Origin of the sequence: Thalassobaculum sp. OXR-137 (assembly GCF_034377285.1) — a bacterium.
Lineage (GTDB): Bacteria > Pseudomonadota > Alphaproteobacteria > Thalassobaculales > Thalassobaculaceae > Thalassobaculum.
Map to the genome: position 1 here is coordinate 3,521,367 of NZ_CP139715.1, position 19,516 is coordinate 3,540,882.

Consider the following 19,516-nt stretch of genomic DNA (forward strand, 5'->3'; position numbering starts at 1 on the left):
CCCCGTTCGGGCCGGTTTCGTATTCGAGACACCGTATGACCCCCACCGCCCGCCTGATCTGGAGCGCCCTCGGCGCCGCCTCGATCGCGTTTCACCTCTGGCTGATCTTCTCCGGTCTGGTGCCGAACCTGGTCAGCCGGCCGCTGCACATGGCGCTGGCGCTGCCGTGGGCGATGCTGTTCGTCGCCCGCACCCGGGCGGAGCGGGTCAGCGGCGTGGTGCTGGGCGCGGCGGGGCTGGCGGCCTGCCTCTGGCTGGCGGTGAATGCCGACGCCCTGTCGGACCAGTACGGATTCCTCGACGGCGATTTCCAGTTCGCCGTCGCCGTCACGCTGCTCGTGGTGGTGCTGGAAATGGCCCGGCGGTCCATCGGCTGGCCGCTGCCGCTGGTGGCGTCCCTGGCGCTGCTCTACGGCCTGTTCGGCGAGCATATCCCCGGCGAGTTCGGCCATCCGGGCACGCCGCTGAACAGTTTCCTGGGCACGCTCACCATCGCCGAGGGCGGGTTGTGGGGCAGCCTGACCGCCGTGTCGGTGAACATCGTCGCCATCTTCGTGATCTTCGGCGCGGTGCTGAACGCCGGCGAGGCGGGGCAGGGGTTCATGAACGTGGCCGCCGCCGCGGCCGGCCGGCTGCGGGCCGGTGCCGCCAAGGTCTCGGTCATCTCGTCGGCGCTGTTCGGCTCGATCTCCGGATCGGCCTCCGCCAATGTCGCCTCCACCGGCGCGATCACCCTGCCGACCATGCTGAAGCTCGGGTATCCGCGCTCGCTGGCGGCGGCAGTGGAAGCCGTGGCGTCTTCCGGCGGGCAGATCATGCCGCCGCTGATGGGGGCGGGGGCCTTCGTGATGGTCGAGCTGACCGGCACGCCCTACACCTCGATCATGGCCGCCGCCCTGCTGCCGGCGATCCTGTATTTCGTCGCCGTCTGGGTCGGGATCGACGGCTTCTCTCTGCGGCACGATCTGCGCGGCCTGGCCGCCGACGCGCGCCCGGCGACCCGCGACGTGCTGATCACCTCGGCCTTCTTCCTGGTGCCGTTCACCGTCCTGCTCTGGGGCATGTTCGGCGCCGGCTACACGCCGCAATACGCCGCCTGCCTGGCGATCCTGGCCGGCGCGCTGCTCCTGCTGGTGGACGGCAGGCTGAGTTTCGACTGGCGCCGCACCGTCGACCGGATCGAGCAGACCTGCATGGGGGCGGGCAAGCAGATCGCCACCATCGCCTCCATCATCCTGTGCGCGTCGATCATCATCGGCGTGCTCGGCATCACCGGGCTGGGGGTGAAGATCACCTCGCTGATCCTGTCCGGCTCCGGCGGCGCCCTGTGGCCGGCGCTGATCCTGACTGCACTCGCCTGTCTGGTCCTGGGCATGGAGGTGCCGACGACGGCTGCCTATGTGATCTGCGTCTCGGTGGCGGGACCGGCCCTGACCGAGCTCGGCCTCACACCGCTGCAGGCGCATCTGTTCGTGTTCTGGTTCGCCCTGCTCAGCACCATCACCCCGCCGGTCTGCGGTGCGGTGTTCATCGCCGCCGGCATGGTGGAGGAGAACTGGCTGAAGGTCGCCGGCCACGCCATGGCGCTGGGCATCGGGCTGTACCTGATCCCGCTGGCGATGATCGCCAATCCGGACCTGATCGCCCTGGCGACCGACCCGGTCTGGGCGATCCTGGCGGCGGTGAAGATCGGCCTCGGCCTGACGGCGGTGTCCTTCGCGGTGATCGCCCCGCGACACTACGCGCTGCGGGCCGGGCTTATGGTGGCGGGCGCGCTGCTGCTGTTCTGGCCGCTGTAGGGCGCGCTCCGCATTCGCCATCTGGCTCCCCGATCCCTGCGCACGCTAGGCTTCCCGTAACCGAACGCGCGGAGGAGGCGGCGATGAAGATCCTGATGGCCATGATGCAGCACGAGACCAACACCTTCTCCACGGTGCCCACCCCGTTGAGCCGCTTCTGCCGGGGCAGCAGCACGGGATTGCCGCTGGAGGGGGCGGACGCGGTGAAGGCGTTCAAGGGCACCGGCTCGGCGCTGGGCGCCTATATCGAGCTGTGCGAGGCCGAAGGGCTCGACTTCGTGCTGGCGCTGGCCGCCGGGGCCTGGCCGAGCGGGCCGGTCGAGGATGCCGCCTACGACTACATGACCGACAAGATCTGCGCCGCCGTCGGCGCCGAGAAGCCGGACGCGATCCTGCTGCACCTGCACGGCGCCATGGTCACCGAGAGCCTCGAGGACGGGGAGGGGCCGCTGGTCGCCCGGGTGCGCGAGCTGGCGCCGGACACGCCCATCGGCGTCACCCTGGACATGCACACCAACATGTATCCGGCCATCGTCGAGAATGCCGACGTGGTCGCCGGCTACCAGACCTATCCGCATGTGGACATCTACGAGACCGGCCGGCGCACCGCGCTGCCGATCCTGGCCATGCTGCGCGGGGCGGCGAAGCCGACCATGGCCTGGGGCAACCGGCCGATGCTGCCCCACGTGATGCGCCAGGGCACCCACGACTTCCCGAACAAGCAGATCCAGGAACTGGCGCAGAAGATGGAAGGCCAGGGTGCGCTCTGCGCCAGCTTCTTCACCGGCTTCCCGCACGCCGATATCCGGCTGGCCGGGGTCAGCGCGGTGGTTGTGACGGACAACGATCCGGAAGCAGCCCAGCGCATGGTCGACGAGTTGCTCGACCTCGCCTGGAAGGAGCGCCGGGCCTTCGTCTACGAGATCGAGCCGCTGGAGGAGTCGCTCAAGCGGGCGCAGGAGCTGAAGGCCGACGGGCCGATCGTGCTGCTGGACCACTACGACAACGCGGCCTCCGGCGGGTCGATGGACACAATGGCGGTGCTGAAGGGCATCCTGGACGCGGGGCTGGAGGACGTGGCCGCCTTCGCAATCTGCGATCCGGCCGCGGTGGAGACGATGATCGCCGCCGGTATCGGCAACGAGGTGACGGTGTCGCTCGGCGGCAAGACCGACATGCCCTCCATCGGCCGCACCGGCGAGCCGCTGGAGGTGAGCGGCCGGGTGAAGCTGATCTCCGACGGCCGGTTCCGCAATGTCGGGCCGATGAGCCGGGGCGTGATGAATTCGATGGGACCGACCGTGGTGCTCGACACCGGGAAGGTGGAGATCGTCGTCACCTCGACCCAGCAGGAGCCGAACGACACCGCCGCCTTCACCTCGCTGGGCATCGATCCCACGGCGAAGAAGTATCTGATGCTGAAGAGCCGCATCCACTGGCGCGCCGGCTTCCGCGACCTCGCCGCCGAGACGGTGGAATGCGCCGGGGTCGGGGTCTGCACCTCGGACTATTCGATGCTGAACTTCGAGACCGTGCGACGGCCGATCTTCCCGCTGGACGAGGATTTGCAGCCGGTCTCGGTCACCCGGTGAGCAGGTCGGACACTGCCCGGGCGTAGGCGGCGCGGATCTCGTCGCGCCTGGGATGCCGGCCGCCGCTGACCACGTGCCGGCCGGCCGACCAGACATCGGTGACCACCCTGTCGCCGGCGGCGAAGCAGAGACCGTCGAGCAGCTGCCCGTCGGTGAGGGTGCAGAGGGTCGGGTCCGACGTGTCGATCGCCACCAGATCCGCCAGCGCGCCCTCGCGGATCGATCCGGCGTCGCGGCCGAGCGCCGTCGCTCCGCCAGTCGCCGCCCCGAGATACAGGGTCTCGCCGACCGATCCCTCTCCTGGGACGAGCACGTTGCGGGCTCGGTCGCGCAGCCGCTGGGAGTATTCCAGCATCCGCAGTTCCTCGCCCAGCGCGATGCGGACGTTGCTGTCGGAGCCGACGCCGAAGGCCCCGCCCGCCGCCAGATAGCGCGGCCCGTCGAAAATGCCGTCGCCCAGATTGGCCTCGGTGATCGGACACAGGCCGGCCACCGCGCCGGAGCGCGCGGCACCTTCCGTCTCTTCCGGAATCATGTGGGTGGCGTGGATCAGGCACCAGCGGCTGTCGACCGGCTGGTTGTCCAGCAGCCAGGCGACCGGCCGGGACCCCAGCCAGCCTTCGATCTGGTCGATCTCCGCCGTCTGCTCGGCGATGTGGATATGCACCGGGCCGTCCGGATGGGTGGCCACCGTGGCGGCAAGCTCGTCCGGGGCCGTGGCGCGCAAGGAGTGCGGGGCGATGCCCACCACCGTATCGGCGGGCAGGGGGACGGTCGCCGCTTTCGCCGCCTCCACCAGCCGGGCATAGCGCTCCGGATCGTTGGCGAAGCGGCGCTGGCCGCCGGCCACCGGCTGCTGTCCGGCGGCGCCATAGGTGTACAGCACCGGCAGCAGGGTCAGGCCGATCCCGGTCCGGTCCGCCGCCGCCGCGATCCGGCCGCTCATTTCCGCCAGATCGGCGAAGGGCGTGCCGTCTGGCTGGTGATGCAGGTAGTGGAACTCCCCGACGCTCGCGTATCCCGCCTCCAGCATCTCCAGATAGACCTGGGCGGCGATCACCTCGACCTGCTCCGGCGTGATGCGCTCCAGGAAGGCGTACATGAGGGTCCGCCAGGTCCAGAAACTGTCCTGGCCCGCCCGCCGCCGCTCGGTCATCCCGGCCATGGCGCGCTGGAAGGCGTGGCTGTGCAGGTTGCCCAGGGCCGGGAGCAGGGTGTCGACCCGTCGCGCCTCGGCCGCCGGCGCGCTGTCGCGGACGATCTGCGATATCCGACCGTTCTCGACGCGCAGGGTCGCGTTCGCGGCCCAGCCATGCTCCAGCCGCGCCCGGCGGGCGAAGATCTGCGTCGTCGTCATCGCGGCCGGATCAGTCCCCGGCCTTCACCGCGACATAGCTGCCCGGCGCGTCTTCCAGCGCCTTCAGCTTGCCGTCGCCGGGCACCCGAGCGGGCACTTGGCCGCCGCCATGCTTGTCCAGCCAGGCCTTCCATTCCGGCCACCAGGAGCCTTCATGGGCGGTGGCGCCGGCCAGCCACTTCTCCGGATCCTTCGGCGCCCGGCCGGTCTTGGTCCAGTAGCCGTATTTCGGCTTGTCCGTGGGCGGGTTCACGACCCCGGCGATATGCCCCGACATGGCGAGCACGAACTTGACCGGTCCCTTGTAGAGCTGGGTCGCCGCATAGGTCGATTTCCACGGCGCGATATGGTCCTCGCGGGTGGACAGCATGAAGGTCGGCAGCTTGACCGTGGTGAGGTCGATCGGCACGCCGCAGAGCGTGATGCCGCCCGGTTCGACCAGCTTGTTCTCCTGATACATCCGGCGCAGGTAGAAGCTGTGCATCGCCGCCGGCATGCGGGTGCTGTCGGAGTTCCAGTACAGCAGGTCGAACGGGAAGGGCTCCTTGCCCATCAGGTAGTTGTTGACCACGAAGGACCAGATCAGGTCGTTGGCCCGCAGCATGTTGAAGGTCGTCGCCATGGCCCGGCCGTCGAGATAGCCGTCCTTGTTCATCCGGTCTTCCAGGGCGCCGAGCTGCTCCTCGTCGATGAAGACCGACAGCTCGCCGGCTTCGGTGAAGTCCACCATGGTGGTGAAGAAGGTGATGGATTTGATCCGGTCGTCCTTCTTGGCGGTCATGTAGGCCAGCGTGCTGGCCATCAGCGTGCCGCCGATGCAGTAGCCGATGGCGTTGACCTCACGCTCGCCTGTCGCCTTCTCGATGGCGTCCAGGGCCGCCAACGGGCCCTCCAGCATGTAATCCTCGAAGGTCTTGGCCGCGAGGTGGGCATCCGGGTTCACCCAGGAGACCACGAACACGGTGATGCCCTGGCCGACCGCCCATTTGATGAACGAGTTCTTCTCGCGCAGGTCCAGGATGTAGAACTTGTTGATCCACGGCGGCACGATCAGCAGCGGCCGTCGGTGCACCGTCTCGGTCGTCGGGCTGTACTGGATGAGCTGCATCAGGTCGTTCTGGAACACCACCTTGCCCGGGGTGGTGGCGACGTTCTCGCCGACCTTGAAGGCGTCCTCGTCAACCATCTTGATCGACAGCTTGCCCTTGCCCCGCTCCAGATCCTCGAGCAGGTTCTCCAGGCCCTTCAGCAGGTTCTCGCCGCCGCTTTCGATGGTCTCGCGCAGCACCTCGGGATTGGTCATCACGAAGTTCGAGGGGGCGACGGCGTCGGCGAACTGCTTGGTGTAAAAATCGACCTTGCGCCGGGTCTTGTCGTCCAGCCCCTCGACCTCGTGGACCGTGCGCTGCATCCATTCGGCGGTCAGCAGGTAGCTCTGCTTGATGTAGTCGAAGACGACGTTCTCGTTCCAGGCGGCGTCCTTGAACCGGCGGTCGCCGTTGGCATCGATCACGGGCCCGGCGGTGCCGCCGAGCATGCGCGAGGTGGTGGTCTGCCACAGCGCCATATAGGACTGCCACAGATCCATCTGCGCCTTCATGATCTTCGCCGGGTCGGCCATCATTTTCGACGTCATGTCCGTGAACGCCTTGCCGATGTTCAGCGGATCGGAGAGGCCCAGGGCGTTGGGATCCTGATGCTCCAGGAACTCCATCACCAGCCGCTGGCTGCGCTCGGCGATATGGGTCATGGCCTGGGAAATCTCGACCGGATCGGGGGCCGAGATCTTCTTGTCGCTGCTGTCGGTCATGGAGACTGCTTTCGTTCCGGTCGTCGGAAAGCGGGGGCGCTCACTGCGACTTTTACCAGAAACGGTGGGGCTGTGGCCAATGCGAAGCCCGGGCGTCGGACCGGTATTGCTGGCAAGCCGCCCCCTATCCCGACGTGGCGAATGGGATTAAACCTCTCCGCGGGCATGGGGAGCGGGTCGGCCTTACGGGGGATCCATCGGATCGGGCCTGGGAAACGCCTGTGGTTCTAGGCCCTTGCAGTGCTGGTGTTGAGACGCTAGGCCACGTAAACTCCGCCGGCCTGAAACGAGGGTCGGCGGCAGCGATGGGGGAGAGAAGCATGGTCGAAACCACGAAAAAGATCGGTTCCGGATTCGTGGGGACGCGCGGCGCGACACGGCGTCGGCTTCCGGCGTCGCCGCTCATCGGCCTGGCCGCCGCCCTGGCGCTGTCCGGGTGTTCGTCGGTGCCGGACGCGCTGAACCCGGTGGAGTGGTACGAGGGCACCACCGACACCGTGGGCGGCTGGTTGTCCGACGACGAGCCGCAGGCCTCGGCCCCCGCCGATGCGTCCAGCGCCGACAAGCCGTTCCCGAACCTCGCCAGCGTGCCGCAGCGTCCGACCCCCACCACGACGGCGGAGGAGCGTGCGGCGATCCAGCAGGGTCTGGTCGCCGACCGCGACAGCGCCCGCTACACCGACAGTACCGACGTCTCGGCCCCGGCCGCGCCGCCGACATCCCGCAGCGGTTCCGGTCAGCAGACCGCGTCCCTGCCGGCCTCGCCGCCGCCGAGCCCGACGGTCAGGGCGCCCGACACCGCGCCGGCGCCGAACCAGGCGGCGGTCATGAAGAGCACGCCGCCGCCCGCAGCGCCGACCGTCGCCACGCCCGCGCCGGTTCCGGCCCCGGCGGCACCGGCCACCCGCGCGCCCGAACCCGCTCCGGCTCCTGCCAGCGGCGAGAATTCGGGCCTCTGGCCGCGCCGGCCGGCCCCGGACTCCAAGAGCGTGACGCCGGCCACCTCCGGCCGGGTGAGCGACATCCAGTCCACGGTCGTCGAGAACCAGAGCGCGCCGACCCGGGCGCTTGCCGCCGAGCCGCGCATGGCCGCCACCGCGTCCGGTGCCGGCACCCGCGCCGAGGCGACCGGCACGCCGGCGCCCGCCGCGACCGGGCGCAGCCTCGATTCCGCCGGCAACCAGCCCACCGCCCGGGTGACGCCGCCGCCGAGTGCCAAGTCCGAGGACGGGCCGGAGATCACCCGGACCCTGATCGAGACCCGCACCGTGCATCGGACCGCCGACGGCGACATCGCCCACGAGACCGTCCGCCGGCCGGGCGAGGCGCCGGCCCCTGTCGCGTCCGCCCCGTCGGCTGCAACGACGTCGGCTGCAGCACCCTCGGCGACCGCGCCGACGGCTCCGTCGCCCGTCCCCTCGGCTCCCAGCTATCAGCAGCAGGCTTCGGCGCCGCCGTCGGCGCCCATGCCGACGGCCGATAGCGCCGTCGACCAGTCGCCCTCGGTGATCGTCGACGGTCCGGCGCTCGACCAGTATCAGATGGGTTTCACCGGTCCGGCCTATCTCGTGGGCACCGTGAACTTCGCTCATGGCTCGGCGGCGCTGAACGCCGACGACCTGGACATGGTCCGCTCGATCGCGTCCGCTGCGCAGGAGACGGACGCCTTCATCCGGGTGATCGGCCATGCCTCGTCGCGGACCGCGGAGATGGCGCTGGCGTCCCACGAGCTGGTGAACTTCCAGGAATCCATGGACCGGGCACAGACCGTGGCCGACGCCCTGATCGCCGCCGGCGTCCCGCGGGAGCGGGTGCTGGTGGAGGCGATGAGCGCCAGCCAGCCGCTGTATTACGAGAGCATGCCCTCGGGCGAGGCGGGCAACCGCCGGGCCGAGATCCTGTTCCAGTACTGAGCAAATCAATCCAGCAATATCAATACGCTGTAGACATTATCTAATCTGATGGGTGAGAAGATGGGCGAGGCGCTGCGGGTGGCCGTTGCGGGATTGGGAACGGTTGGCGCGGAGACGGTGCGCCTGCTGGCGAAGCGGCGGGACGTGATCGCGTCCCATGCCGGCCGGCCGGTCGAGGTGGTGGCGGTCTCCGCCCGCAGCAAGGACAAGGACCGGGGGCTGGACCTGTCCGGCATCGCCTGGGCCGACGATCCCCTGGCGCTGGCGACCCGCGACGACGTGGACGTGGTCTGCGAGCTGATCGGCGGCTCCGACGGAGTGGCCAAGACCCTCGTGGAAACCGCCATGGCGGCGGGCAAGTCGGTGGTCACGGCGAACAAGGCGCTGCTCGCCCATCACGGCTCCGACCTCGCCCGCAAGGCGGAGACGGCTGGCGTGACCCTGGCTTACGAGGCGGCGGTGGCCGGCGGCATCCCGATCATCCGCGCCCTGCGCGAGGGGCTGGTGGTCAACGAGGTCAGCCGCGTCTACGGCATCCTCAACGGGACCTGCAACTACATCCTGACGGCCATGCGCGAGAGCGGCCGGGCGTTCGACGACGTGCTCGCCGAGGCCCAGGAGCTGGGCTACGCCGAGGCCGACCCGACCTTCGACGTGGACGGCATCGACGCCGCCCACAAGCTGTCGCTGCTGTCGGCGCTCGCCTTCGGCCACGCGGTCGATTTCGACGCCGTCCATACCGAAGGCATCCGCTCGATCTCCGCGCTCGACATCGCCTATGCCGAGGAGTTCGGCTACCGCATCAAGCTGCTGGGCATCGCCGAGCGCACGCCGGAAGGCATCCGCCAGCGGGTGCATCCCTGCATGGTGGCCAAGGCGGCGCCGATCGCCCAAGTGGAAGGTGTGTTCAACGCCGTCGTGGCCGAGGGCGACGCCGTCGGCACCACCCTGCATTACGGCCGGGGTGCCGGCGCCGGGCCGACCGCGTCGGCGGTGATCGGCGATATCGTCGACATCGCCTCGGGCCGCGGCGCGCCGGTGTTCGGCGTGCCGGCCGACGACCTGACCGCCAACCGGGAAGCGCCGTGGGAATCAATGCGCGGCGGCTACTACGTGCGGCTGATGGTGATCGACCGGCCCGGCGTGCTGGCGGATGTGACGGCGATCATGCGCGACCAGAACATCTCCCTGGAATCGATGGTCCAGCGCGGCCGCGATCCGCTGGAGAAGGTGCCGGTGGCGCTGACCACCCACGAGGTGGATGAGGCCGCCATGCGCAAGGCCCTGGCGGAGATCGCCAGGCTCGACGCGGTGCAGGAACCGCCGGCGATGATCCGCATCGTCGACCTGTGACGGCCCATAAGGCACTCGCGAACCCGCCCCGGATCGGTTAAGAACCCGGCGCAACGGGATTGATCGCGCACCGACGGACGTTTCCGGCCGGGCGCAGCCAGGAAATACCGGGAGAAAAAAGAATGTCTGACACCGCCGAAGTCTTCACCATGGACCGCAACCTCGCCCTGGAGGCCGTGCGGGTCACCGAGGCGGCGGCGCTGGCGGCCTCCCGGCTCATGGGCCGGGGCGACGAGAAGATGGCCGATCAGGCAGCGGTCGACGCCATGCGCACCGCGCTGAACAACCTCGAGATCGACGGCACCGTCGTCATCGGCGAGGGTGAGCGCGACGAGGCGCCGATGCTCTATATCGGCGAGAAGGTCGGCCGCGGCGGCACCAAGATCGACATCGCGCTCGATCCGCTGGAAGGCACCACCATCACCGCCAAGGGCGGCCAGAACGCGCTCGCCGTGATCGCGCTGGCGTCGGAAGGCGGCTTCCTGAACGCGCCGGACGTCTACATGGACAAGATCGCCGTCGGCGGCGGTCTGCCCCAGGGCATCGTCGACCTGGACAACAGCGTCGAGGAGAACCTGAAGAACCTGGCCAAGGAGAAGGGTGTCGACGTCGCCGACATCGTCGCCTGCATCCTCGACCGTCCGCGTCACGCCGACCTGATCGCCCAGGTGCGCGATGCCGGCGCCCGGATCATGCTGATCTCCGACGGCGACGTGTCCGGCGTCATCGCCACCTCGCAGCCGACCAGCGGCGTCGACATCTACATGGGCTCGGGCGGCGCGCCGGAAGGCGTGCTGGCGGCCGCGGCCCTGCGCTGCATCGGCGGCCAGATCCAGGGCCGTCTGCTGTTCCGCAACGACGACGAGAAGGGCCGCGCCAAGCGCTGGGGCATCACCGATCTCGACAAGAAGTACGACATCATGGGCCTGGCCGGCGGCGACGTCATGTTCGCGGCCACCGGCGTGACCAACGGCGCCATGCTGCGCGGCGTGCGCCGCTATGCCGGCGGTGCCACCACCCACTCGATCATCATGCGGTCGAAGACCGGCACGGTGCGCACGGTGGAAGCGACCCACGACTTCACCCGCAAGCCGTCGGTCGACTGACGGCTCGACCGGGGCAGGGCGCCAACCGGAACAGGGGGCAGGACGCGTGCCGCAAGCCGCCGCGTTCCTCGGCATAGAACGATCGATGACCGCGCGGCGCTGGACGCTGCGCGGCGGCAGCGGTGTGGAGGTGGACCGGCTCGGCCTGGCCATCTCCCAGCGCTTCGCCGTGCCGGAGATCGTCGGCCGCATCATGGCCCAGCGCGGCATCGACCTGGATGCGGTGGAGCGGTTCCTGGAGCCGACCCTGCGCGCCGAACTGCCCGATCCCAGCCGCTTCCGCGACATGGATGCCGCCGCCGAGCGGCTGGCCCATGCGGTCATGTCCGGCCAGACCATCGGCCTGTTCGCCGATTACGACGTGGACGGCGCCACGTCGGCGGCCAGCATGGCCCGGTATTTCCAGGCGGCGGGCGCCCGCGTCGTCCTGCACATCCCCGACCGCATCGACGAGGGCTACGGTCCGAACCTGCCGGCGATCCAGGGGCTGGTCGCCCAGGGTGCCGGCGTGGTGGTGTGCCTCGACTGCGGGATCCTGGCGATCGAGACCCTGGGGCAGGCCAGGGCCGCCGGGATCGACGTCATCGTCGTCGACCACCATATCGCCGAGCCGGACTTGCCGGCCGCCGTCGCCGTGGTCAATCCGAACCGCCTGGACGAAGAGCCGGGCTTCGGCCATCTGGCAGCCTGCGGCGTGACCTTCGTCACCCTGGTCGCCGTCAACCGGACGCTGCGGGCCAGGGGCTGGTTCGCCGGGAAGGCGGAGCCGGACCTGCGGGGGATCCTCGACCTCACCGCGCTCGGCACCGTCTGCGACGTGGTCCCGCTCACCGGATTGAACCGGGCCTTCATCGCCCAAGGGTTGAAGGTCATGGCCGGGCGGTCGACGGTCGGCCTGGCGGCGCTGGCCGATGTGGCCGGGCTCGACCGCAAGCCCGATCCCTATCATCTGGGCTTCGTTCTGGGGCCGCGGATCAATGCCGGTGGCCGGGTCGGCCGGGCCGATCTCGGCGCCCGACTGCTCTCCACCGACGACCCTGCCGAGGCGCGGCAGATCGCCGGCGAGCTCGACCGCTACAACGACGAGCGCCGGGCCATCGAGGCCGAGGTGCTGGACAGTGCCATCGCCCAGGCGGAGGCCGCCGGCGACGCGCCGGTGTTGGTGGTCTCGGGACAGGGCTGGCATCCGGGGGTGGTCGGCATCGTCGCCAGCCGCCTGAAGGACCGGTTCAACCGTCCGGCCTGCGTCGTCGGGGTGGACGAGGCGGGAGTCGGCAAGGGGTCCGGCCGCTCGGTGCCGGGGGTCGACCTGGGCGCTGCCGTCATCGCCGCCCATCAGGCCGGGGTGCTGGAGAAGGGCGGGGGCCATGCCATGGCGGCCGGCTTTACCGTCGCCGCCGACCGGATCGACGCTTTCCGCGCCTTCCTGTCGGAGCGGGTCAGCGCGGCGCTGGCGGGCATGCCCCTGGTGGCGGAGCTGTCGGTCGACGGGGCGCTGTCGCCGCGGGGGGCGACGGCGGATCTGGTGCGCTCGGTCTCCCGCGTCGGCCCGTTCGGCACCGGCAATTCCGAGCCGCGCTTCGTGCTGTCGGGGGCGAAGGTGGTGTCCAGCGGCGTGGTCGGCGAGAACCACGTGCGGTGCACCCTGTCGGGCGGCGACGGCGGCCGGGTGAACGCGATCGCCTTCCGCGCCATGACCGGCGATCTCGGCCCCGGCCTTCTGCAGGCCGGGCAGTTGCCGATCCATGTGGCCGGCCATCTGCGGCTCGACGATTTCCGCGGCGGTGACAACGTCCAGCTCGTCATCGACGACGCCGCGCCGGCCTACTGAGCCTTTCTCAATCCGACTTCCTGGCGCCGCGGCCGCAGCCCGAGGTGATCCAGGTCTGTGCTCCGTCGCCGGGCACAGGGTCCTGGACCGCCCCCGGATCGAGATCCGGAGGCGTCCAGGAAGTCGATTTTGGTGGTGAAGCTTGGGGTACCTCTCACGCCGCCGCCGACACATCCTCCCAGAAGCTGCGCACCGTCGCCTCGTTGAGCCCGCGGGTGATGAAGACGATGCGCGAGCGCCGGTCCCCGTCGGGCCAGTCGGCCAGCCGGGCAGGGGAGTGGAACACGTGATGCACCCCGTGGATCACCACCGGCGTCGTTTCGTCGTCCAGGTTCAGAATCCCCTTCACCCGCAGCAGCCGGTCGCCGTGCTGCTCGCGCAGGGCGGCCAGCCACAGGTTGACCCGGCTCCAAGTGAGCGGTTCGGAGAAGGTGAGGGCGAAGGCGACGATGCCGCCGTCATGCCGGTTGGTGTCGTGATGGTGGTGATGATCGCCATGGGCCCCGTCCGCAGCCAGCGCCTCGTCGCGCAGCCAGCGCTGCACGTCGGGCGTCTTGGTGAGCGGGTCGAACCATCCGGCATCGAACAGCCGGGCGGCTTCCACCGCGCCGCTGACCGCGCGGATCCGGGCGGCCGTCGGATTGAGGGCGGCCAGCCGGCGCTCCAGCGCCTTCGCCGTCTCCGGCGCGGCGAGGTCGGTCTTGGTCACGATCAGCCGGTCGGCCATGGCCACCTGCTTCACCGCCTCGGGCTGGGCGTCGAGCTGTGCGGTGCCGTGGATCGCGTCGACGGTGGTGACCACGGCGTCCAGCCGGAAGAAGCCGGACACCAGCGGATTGTTCAGCAGCATCTGCACGATGGGTGCCGGATCCGCCAGGCCGGTTGTCTCGACCACGACCCGGCGGAACCGGGGCACGGTGCCGGCCCGGGCGCGGGCCAGCAGATCCCGCAGGGTGGTCTCCAGGTCGGAGCGGATGGTGCAGCAGATGCAGCCCGACGCCATCACGGTCATCTCGCCGTCCACCGACTCCATGAGCAGGTGATCGAGGCCGACCTCGCCGAATTCGTTCACGATGACCGCGGTATCTGCGAGCGCCGGGTCCTGGAGCAGCGCGTTCAGCAGGGTGGTCTTGCCGCTCCCCAGGAATCCCGTCAGGACGGAGACGGGAATCCTGTCGGCAGACCTGTCCAGTTCGAACAGAGACATTTTGAGGAAGGCCCTCCCAAGCCGAGTCGTTGATCCGGAGGCGGCTTGAGCCGCTCTTGTGATCACCCCAGCTTGACACTTTGTCGCACTGGTCGTCACCATTCTACCTATGGCCGAAGGCAGGGCCGTCAACGGAAACAAGAACACCGGTTCATTCGGGAGGAGACGGGGATGCGCAAGAGCAAGTTCGAGGCGGGCGACGGGACGGATCCGCAGTCGCCGAGCAGACGGGACTTCATGAAGACCGCCGCGATCGGTGCCGCGGCCGGCGGCGCGGCGTTCGTCGGCAGCGGCGGCTCCGACCAGCTCGCCCAGGCGCAGACGCCGTCGACCGAGCCTTGGTGGCCGTCGCGCTGGGGGGCCGAGGATCAGGCCGGCGCGTCGAACTGGATGACCCCGGAAAAGACCCTGGAGGCCGCCTCCAAGATCAAGGACGGCAAGGTCTACAAGATCGGCCGGACCTACGAGGCGGGCATGCCGATGTTCGGTGCCCGGGTCTTCGCGGTGCGCATTCCCGGCGCGCCGACCGGCGGCCCGTTCGGCGGCAACAACCTGATCTACAACGACGAGTTCCTGGCGACCGAGATCGGGCAGGTGGGCACCCAGTTCGACGGGCTCGGCCATATCGGTCTGGTGACCGGCGACGCCGCGAACAAGAAGGACCAGAAATACTACAACGGCTTCGACGGCAGCATCGTCAGCGGGTCCTACGGGCTCGGCAAGCTGGGCGTGGAGAACGTGAAGCCATTCTTCACCCCGGCCCATCTGATCGACGTGCACGGCTCCCTCGGAGAAATGAAGGATGCCGGGTACGAGATCACCATGGCCGACGTGCAGGGTGCGCTGTCCAAGCAGGGCATGTCGGAGGCGGACATCAAGTCGGGCGACGCGGTGTTCTTCAACACGGGCTGGGGCTCGCTGTGGATGAAGAACAACGACCGCTTCAATTCAGGCTGCCCGGGCATCGGCCTGGAAGTCGCGCGCTGGCTCATCGGCAAGGAGATCGCCATCACCGGCGCCGATACCTGGCCGACCGAGGTCGTTCCGAACCCCGATCCGAACCTCGCCTTCCCGGTGCATGCCGAACTGATCACCAAGAACGGCATCTTCAACCACGAGAACCTGTTCTTCGACGAGCTGATCGCCGACGGAAAATACCGGTTCGTTTATGTCTTCGCGCCGATGCCGGTGAAAGGCGCCACGGGCTCGGCCGGCTCGCCGATCGCGATCACCTGAGCAGACATCTCGACCGTGCGGGCCGCCGGTTTCCGGCGGCCCGTTTATTGGGAACGGGCCTGACCCGAAACGGGATCAGGCGGCCTTCCGGTTCAGGTTGCCGACCGCGAGTGTAGTCAGCTTCTTGTCGGCGGCGGTCTCCTGGTCGAGATTGGCCTTGAGCAGCGCCGCGGCGTCGGCCATGCCCAACTGCTTGGCCCAGGCGATCATGGTGCCGTAGCGGTTGATCTCGTAATGCTCGACCGCCTGGGCGCCGGCGATCATGCCCGCATCGCGGGCCTGGGGCTCTTCGGCCTCCTCCATGATCTCCTTGCCTTCGTCGAGAATGCCCAGAATGGCGTCGCAGGTGACGCCGCGCGGCTTCAGGTCGAGCATCTCGAAGATCTTCTCCAGATTCTCGATCTGCTCCTCGGTTTCCTCGCGGTGGTCCTCGAAGGCGGCGCGCAGGTCGTCGGAACCGGCCTTGCGGGCCATCTTCGGCAGCGTCTTCAGGACCTGCTTCTCGGCGTAATACATGTCACGCAGGAAGTGCTTGAACAGGTCTTCAAGGGTCTTCATGGACATGGGGTGTCTCCCTCGGGGGGTGGGAAGGGACGTCACTGGTGCGTGGAGCGGGGGACAGGCCCGCGCCCCACGCCAGCCAGCAACGGCGCTGTTCCGGGCGGGTTCCCAACAGGCGGTAGCGATTGACGATTTGCCATTTCGGCCGGCGGCGAAAAGGAGTGTCCCCTCGGTGCGGTTCGGGCTTGATTTCAGGATCGGGGGCCTGTATCTCCACCCTCCTCGGATGACCCCTTCGTCTAGAGGCCTAGGACACCGCCCTTTCACGGCGGCGACACGGGTTCGAATCCCGTAGGGGTCGCCATTCTACAGGCGCTTCGCAGCCGCCGATTTTTCGACCAGGGTTGCGAACGCGCTTGCAAAGCTGTCGGCGGATTGATATCAACCCGCTCTCCTCTGCGACCCCTTCGTCTAGAGGCCTAGGACACCGCCCTCTCACGGCGGCAACACGGGTTCGAATCCCGTAGGGGTCGCCAAAGGCTTTCCAAGCACAATCTCCGTTCAGCCGATCCGGCGCCGAGTTTCCGGCCGCCGTCGATGGCGATTGTGCAAAGTCTCACAGATCATCCGTATTTCCCTCAAAGGCACCTTACCCTAGAGTATTATTATGCTCTGACGATGGCATGGGCGATCGGCGGGCGGCGCGACGATGGGGTCGAGGCGATGACAGACACGGCTCGATGGCCGGCCAAAAAACGGCCATTGCTGTCCCTTTCGATAGCGGCCGTCGCATCCACGCTGCTCGCGGCGTGTCCCGAGGCTCTGGCCCTGTCTCCGCAGCCGTTCTTCAGCGGGGTCGACCGCCTGGTGCTGTTCTGCGGCCGGCCGCTCGACGCCGATCAGCGGACGGCCCTGTGCACGGTCGCGCGGGACGTGCTCAGCGGGCTCGCGGGGCGGGAGATCGAGCTCGGCACCGGAGGCCTGTCGGATCCCGCCGCGATCACGGTTCTGGTCAACGGCTATCCGATGGAGGGGCCGAACGGCCCGCTGCTCGCCATCGACATCGACCTTCTGCGCAAGGACATGACCGACGGTCAGCTGTTCGGCGCGCCGCCGGTACTGGTCCCGGCTAAGGGTTTGGTAACCGCTCCCGAGATAGTCGGAGAAGCGCTCAGGGCGGAGCTTGCCGAGCGGGTCATTGCACCGTGGCGGCTGTCTGCACCTGCCGTCGGCCACGGCCGGACAGGAAAAACGGAGTAATCCATGAACGCCTATGCGCCTTCCCAGATCCCGGCCGCCTGTTCCTGCGGTTCCTGCGGATGTTTCGGCCACAGCAGTGGCAGCGCCGCCGCGTCGATGGAGGGCGCGGCGCTGTCCACCGACGGCCGGCAGACGCTCGGAACGGCGGAAAGCTCCGGCGACGGCAACCTGGACGCCGTCGTCGTCGGAACCTCCAGCAAATGGGGCATCGGCATGATGGGGGTCGGCACCACGGTGACCTACTCCTTCATGACCAGCCTGCCGAGCTATCACGGATCGGATCCGACCTTCTCCGTGTTCAACGCCGCCATGGAGACCGCCGCGCGCAGTGCGCTGGCAGCGTGGTCGGCAGTGGCGAACATCTCCTTCGTGGAGGTCTCCGACGCCGGCGCCGGCGGCCAGATCCGGTTCGGCGCGAACAGCCAGTCCGGGTCGTCCGGCTACGCCTATTACCCGTCCACCAACGAGATCGGCGGCGACGTGCTGATCGCCAACAACTTCTCCTACAACCTCAACCCCACGGCCGGCAGCTATGGCTATCTCACCATGCTGCACGAGGTCGGCCATGCCCTGGGGCTGAAGCATCCCGGCAATTACAGCGCCGGCTCGGAGGGACCGTTCCTGCCGGGATCGATCGACAACACCGATACGACGGTGATGTCCTATTACGACGGCACGGCCACCTACGCCTCCAACCTTGGCTGGCTCGACGTGATAGCCGTGCGCTACCTGTACGGCACCAGTTCCGCCGGCTCGATCGGCAACGTCACCTGGGGCGGTGACGGGGCGGAGACCTTTACCGGCGATTCGGGCATCAACTACTTCATCGGCAACGGCGGCAGCGATCTGTTCCTGCTCGGTGCGGGCAATGACGGTGTGATGGCCGGCAACGGCGAGGACACGCTCAGCGGCGGCGCCGGCAGCGACCTGCTCTATGGCAATATCGGCACCGACCTGGTGCTGGCCGGCGACGGCGACGACACGATCTACGGCGGCCAGAACGGCGGCGCGACCCAGACCTACGGCTCGGGCACCACGCTGGCCTATCGCGAGGGATCGGACACGATCTCCGGCGGCCAGGGCGCCGACATGATCTACGGCAACCACGGCGGCGATTTTCTGGTCGGCGGGGCCGGCGCCGACAAGATCTTCGGCGGTCAGGACAACGATTCGATCTTCGGCAATGACGGCAACGATACGATCTACGGCAATATCGGCAACGACGTACTGTCCGGCGGCGACGGCTACGACCGGTTCTATTTCACCGGCAACAGCGGCAACGACACGATCACGGACTTCACCTATCTGGTCGATTACGTGGCCGTGCAGTCGAACGTCAACGGCAGCGGCATCGGGTCGGCCGCTGATGTGATCGCCCGGGCCAGTCAGATCGGCGCCGACGTGGTGATCGACCTTGGTGCCGGCAACACGGTGACCCTGTCGAACTATTCGGCGACCTCCCTGAACAGCCTGGACATCTTCGTTTTCTGAGCCGGTATTATCGGTGTTTACCTGGCCCGGCGGGCCGACGCAGACTGGCGCCCCAATCCCAGGAGGCCCCTATGTCCGCGACGAACGCCTATCCGGTGGAGCTGGAGGCTCCCGATATTTCCGCCCACCGGAACGGCAATACCGGCATCGACTACGTCCATACCTTCGACTCCGGTAAGCCGGGTCCCGACGCGATGATCAACGCGGTCATCCACGGCAACGAGCTGTGCGGGGCGATCGCGCTGGATTACCTCATGAAGCAGGACATCCGGCCGACCCGCGGCAAGCTCACCGTCGCCTTCGTCAATCCCGAGGCCTATCTGCGCTTCGATCCCGCGGAGCCGGCCAAGACCCGCTTCGTCGACGAGGACATGAACCGGGTCTGGACCCAGGAGCGCCTGAACGGTCCGGACAGCTCGGTCGAACTGCGCCGGGCCCGCGAGCTGCGGCCGCTCTACGACCGGGTCGAGCGGCTGCTCGACATCCATTCCATGGGCACCTATTCCGATCCGATCATGCTGATCCACGGGCTGGAGAAGGAGCGCCGCTTCACCCGCGAGATCGGCTATCCGGCGATGATCGCCTGCGGCTCCGGCCATGTGGACGGGCTGCGGCTGATCGAATACGCGCCGTTCAACGACCCGGCCTCCGACCGGATCGCCTGCCTGGTCGAGTGCGGCCAGCACTGGGCGGCATCGAGCGCCGACGTGGCGATCGACACGGCGCTGGAATACCTGCACGCCCTCGACATGATCGACGCCGAGACCCTCGCCGCGCACCGCCGCACCGCGCCGGTCACCCAGGTGACCATGGCCGACGTGACTCACGGCTATGCGATCCGCACCGACGACTTCTTCTTCGCCGAGTACTTCAAGGGGCTGGAGCGGTTCGCCAAGGCGGGCACGGTCGTTGCCGTGGATGGCGGCGAGGAGATCGTCACGCCCTATGACGACTGCATCCTGGTCATGCCGAACCACCGGGCGGTCAAAGGCCAACGGGCCTTCCGCCTGGCGAAACTGTCCGACGCGGCCGGGTAGGGGGGCTCGGAATATTTACCGAC

14 protein-coding genes and 2 tRNA genes are annotated in these 19,516 nt (G+C 68.5%); 12 read left to right on the forward strand and 4 right to left on the reverse strand.

The annotated features are described in order from the left end of the window. Positions 1–35: 35 nt before the first annotated feature. A complete protein-coding gene (locus T8K17_RS16285) occupies positions 36–1,799 on the forward strand; it encodes a TRAP transporter fused permease subunit (RefSeq protein WP_322330792.1) in 1,764 nt (587 codons plus the stop codon). Between the two features lie 83 nt (positions 1,800–1,882). After that, positions 1,883–3,391 (forward strand): M81 family metallopeptidase, encoded by a 1,509-nt coding sequence (locus T8K17_RS16290; RefSeq protein WP_322330793.1) that lies wholly within the window; start codon positions 1,883–1,885, stop codon positions 3,389–3,391. Here T8K17_RS16290 and T8K17_RS16295 read toward each other — a convergent pair. Both T8K17_RS16295 and T8K17_RS16300 read right to left on the reverse strand, forming a co-directional pair. Beyond that, positions 3,381–4,748, reverse strand: a complete 1,368-nt coding sequence (locus T8K17_RS16295) for a formimidoylglutamate deiminase (RefSeq protein ID WP_322330794.1) — start codon at positions 4,746–4,748, stop codon at positions 3,381–3,383. The two genes, T8K17_RS16290 and T8K17_RS16295, sit on opposite strands and share 11 nt — an antisense overlap. Positions 4,749–4,758: 10 nt before the next feature. After that, positions 4,759–6,558: a class I poly(R)-hydroxyalkanoic acid synthase gene (locus T8K17_RS16300; protein ID WP_322330795.1), complete on the reverse strand. Its 1,800-nt coding sequence runs from the start codon at positions 6,556–6,558 to the stop codon at positions 4,759–4,761. A 320-nt stretch (positions 6,559–6,878) separates the two neighbouring features. Here T8K17_RS16300 and T8K17_RS16305 point away from each other — a divergent pair, with 320 nt between their 5' ends. The 4 genes from T8K17_RS16305 (at position 6,879) to recJ (ending at position 12,761) form a co-directional block, all read left to right on the forward strand. Then, positions 6,879–8,471 (forward strand): OmpA family protein, encoded by a 1,593-nt coding sequence (locus tag T8K17_RS16305; RefSeq protein WP_322330796.1) that lies wholly within the window; start codon positions 6,879–6,881, stop codon positions 8,469–8,471. A gap of 60 nt (positions 8,472–8,531) precedes the next feature. Next, positions 8,532–9,824 carry a homoserine dehydrogenase gene (locus tag T8K17_RS16310; protein ID WP_322334972.1) on the forward strand — a complete coding sequence of 431 codons (1,293 nt, stop codon included), beginning with the start codon at positions 8,532–8,534 and terminating at the stop codon, positions 9,822–9,824. Positions 9,825–9,973: 149 nt separating this feature from the next. Continuing rightward, a complete protein-coding gene (gene glpX / locus T8K17_RS16315) occupies positions 9,974–10,930 on the forward strand; it encodes a class II fructose-bisphosphatase (protein WP_322334973.1) in 957 nt (318 codons plus the stop codon). 85 nt (positions 10,931–11,015) lie between these two features. Next, positions 11,016–12,761, forward strand: a complete 1,746-nt coding sequence (gene recJ, locus T8K17_RS16320) for a single-stranded-DNA-specific exonuclease RecJ (protein ID WP_322330797.1) — start codon at positions 11,016–11,018, stop codon at positions 12,759–12,761. Positions 12,762–12,915: 154 nt separating this feature from the next. Here recJ and T8K17_RS16325 read toward each other — a convergent pair whose 3' ends face one another. After that, positions 12,916–13,968, reverse strand: coding sequence for a GTP-binding protein (locus T8K17_RS16325; protein ID WP_322330798.1), 1,053 nt, complete (start codon positions 13,966–13,968; stop codon positions 12,916–12,918). 171 nt (positions 13,969–14,139) lie between these two features. Here T8K17_RS16325 and T8K17_RS16330 point away from each other — a divergent pair, with 171 nt between their 5' ends. Beyond that, positions 14,140–15,204 (forward strand): cyclase family protein, encoded by a 1,065-nt coding sequence (locus T8K17_RS16330; protein WP_322330799.1) that lies wholly within the window; start codon positions 14,140–14,142, stop codon positions 15,202–15,204. A gap of 75 nt (positions 15,205–15,279) precedes the next feature. On the opposite strand, the gene T8K17_RS16335 is transcribed toward T8K17_RS16330, so the two are convergent. Then, a complete protein-coding gene (locus T8K17_RS16335) occupies positions 15,280–15,768 on the reverse strand; it encodes a ferritin-like domain-containing protein (protein ID WP_322330800.1) in 489 nt (162 codons plus the stop codon). Positions 15,769–15,993: 225 nt separating this feature from the next. On the opposite strand from T8K17_RS16335, the gene T8K17_RS16340 reads away from it, so the two are divergent. From T8K17_RS16340 to T8K17_RS16360, 5 genes are all read left to right on the forward strand, one after another. Further along, positions 15,994–16,069 (forward strand) — tRNA-Glu (locus T8K17_RS16340). Between the two features lie 96 nt (positions 16,070–16,165). Then, positions 16,166–16,241 (forward strand) — tRNA-Glu (locus T8K17_RS16345). 142 nt (positions 16,242–16,383) lie between these two features. Beyond that, positions 16,384–16,965 (forward strand): hypothetical protein, encoded by a 582-nt coding sequence (locus T8K17_RS16350; RefSeq protein ID WP_322330801.1) that lies wholly within the window; start codon positions 16,384–16,386, stop codon positions 16,963–16,965. Positions 16,966–16,968: 3 nt separating this feature from the next. After that, positions 16,969–18,456: a matrixin family metalloprotease gene (locus T8K17_RS16355; RefSeq protein ID WP_322330802.1), complete on the forward strand. Its 1,488-nt coding sequence runs from the start codon at positions 16,969–16,971 to the stop codon at positions 18,454–18,456. Positions 18,457–18,527: 71 nt separating this feature from the next. Then, positions 18,528–19,493, forward strand: coding sequence for a M14 family metallopeptidase (locus tag T8K17_RS16360; protein ID WP_322330803.1), 966 nt, complete (start codon positions 18,528–18,530; stop codon positions 19,491–19,493). The last annotated feature ends 23 nt before the right edge of the window (positions 19,494–19,516 follow it).

Bases quoted from the DNA above. Each gene is read 5' to 3' on its own strand.
- T8K17_RS16285 (WP_322330792.1), top strand. From the start codon at position 36: ATGACCCCCACCGCCCGCCTGATCTGGAGCGCCCTCGGCGCCGCCTCG.
- T8K17_RS16290 (WP_322330793.1), top strand. From the start codon at position 1,883: ATGAAGATCCTGATGGCCATGATGCAGCACGAGACCAACACCTTCTCC.
- T8K17_RS16295 (WP_322330794.1), bottom strand. From the start codon at position 4,748: ATGACGACGACGCAGATCTTCGCCCGCCGGGCGCGGCTGGAGCATGGC.
- T8K17_RS16300 (WP_322330795.1), bottom strand. From the start codon at position 6,558: ATGACCGACAGCAGCGACAAGAAGATCTCGGCCCCCGATCCGGTCGAG.
- T8K17_RS16305 (WP_322330796.1), top strand. From the start codon at position 6,879: ATGGTCGAAACCACGAAAAAGATCGGTTCCGGATTCGTGGGGACGCGC.
- T8K17_RS16310 (WP_322334972.1), top strand. From the start codon at position 8,532: ATGGGCGAGGCGCTGCGGGTGGCCGTTGCGGGATTGGGAACGGTTGGC.
- glpX (WP_322334973.1), top strand. From the start codon at position 9,974: ATGGACCGCAACCTCGCCCTGGAGGCCGTGCGGGTCACCGAGGCGGCG.
- recJ (WP_322330797.1), top strand. From the start codon at position 11,016: ATGACCGCGCGGCGCTGGACGCTGCGCGGCGGCAGCGGTGTGGAGGTG.
- T8K17_RS16325 (WP_322330798.1), bottom strand. From the start codon at position 13,968: ATGTCTCTGTTCGAACTGGACAGGTCTGCCGACAGGATTCCCGTCTCC.
- T8K17_RS16330 (WP_322330799.1), top strand. From the start codon at position 14,140: ATGCGCAAGAGCAAGTTCGAGGCGGGCGACGGGACGGATCCGCAGTCG.
- T8K17_RS16335 (WP_322330800.1), bottom strand. From the start codon at position 15,768: ATGTCCATGAAGACCCTTGAAGACCTGTTCAAGCACTTCCTGCGTGAC.
- T8K17_RS16350 (WP_322330801.1), top strand. From the start codon at position 16,384: ATGGCATGGGCGATCGGCGGGCGGCGCGACGATGGGGTCGAGGCGATG.
- T8K17_RS16355 (WP_322330802.1), top strand. From the start codon at position 16,969: ATGAACGCCTATGCGCCTTCCCAGATCCCGGCCGCCTGTTCCTGCGGT.
- T8K17_RS16360 (WP_322330803.1), top strand. From the start codon at position 18,528: ATGTCCGCGACGAACGCCTATCCGGTGGAGCTGGAGGCTCCCGATATT.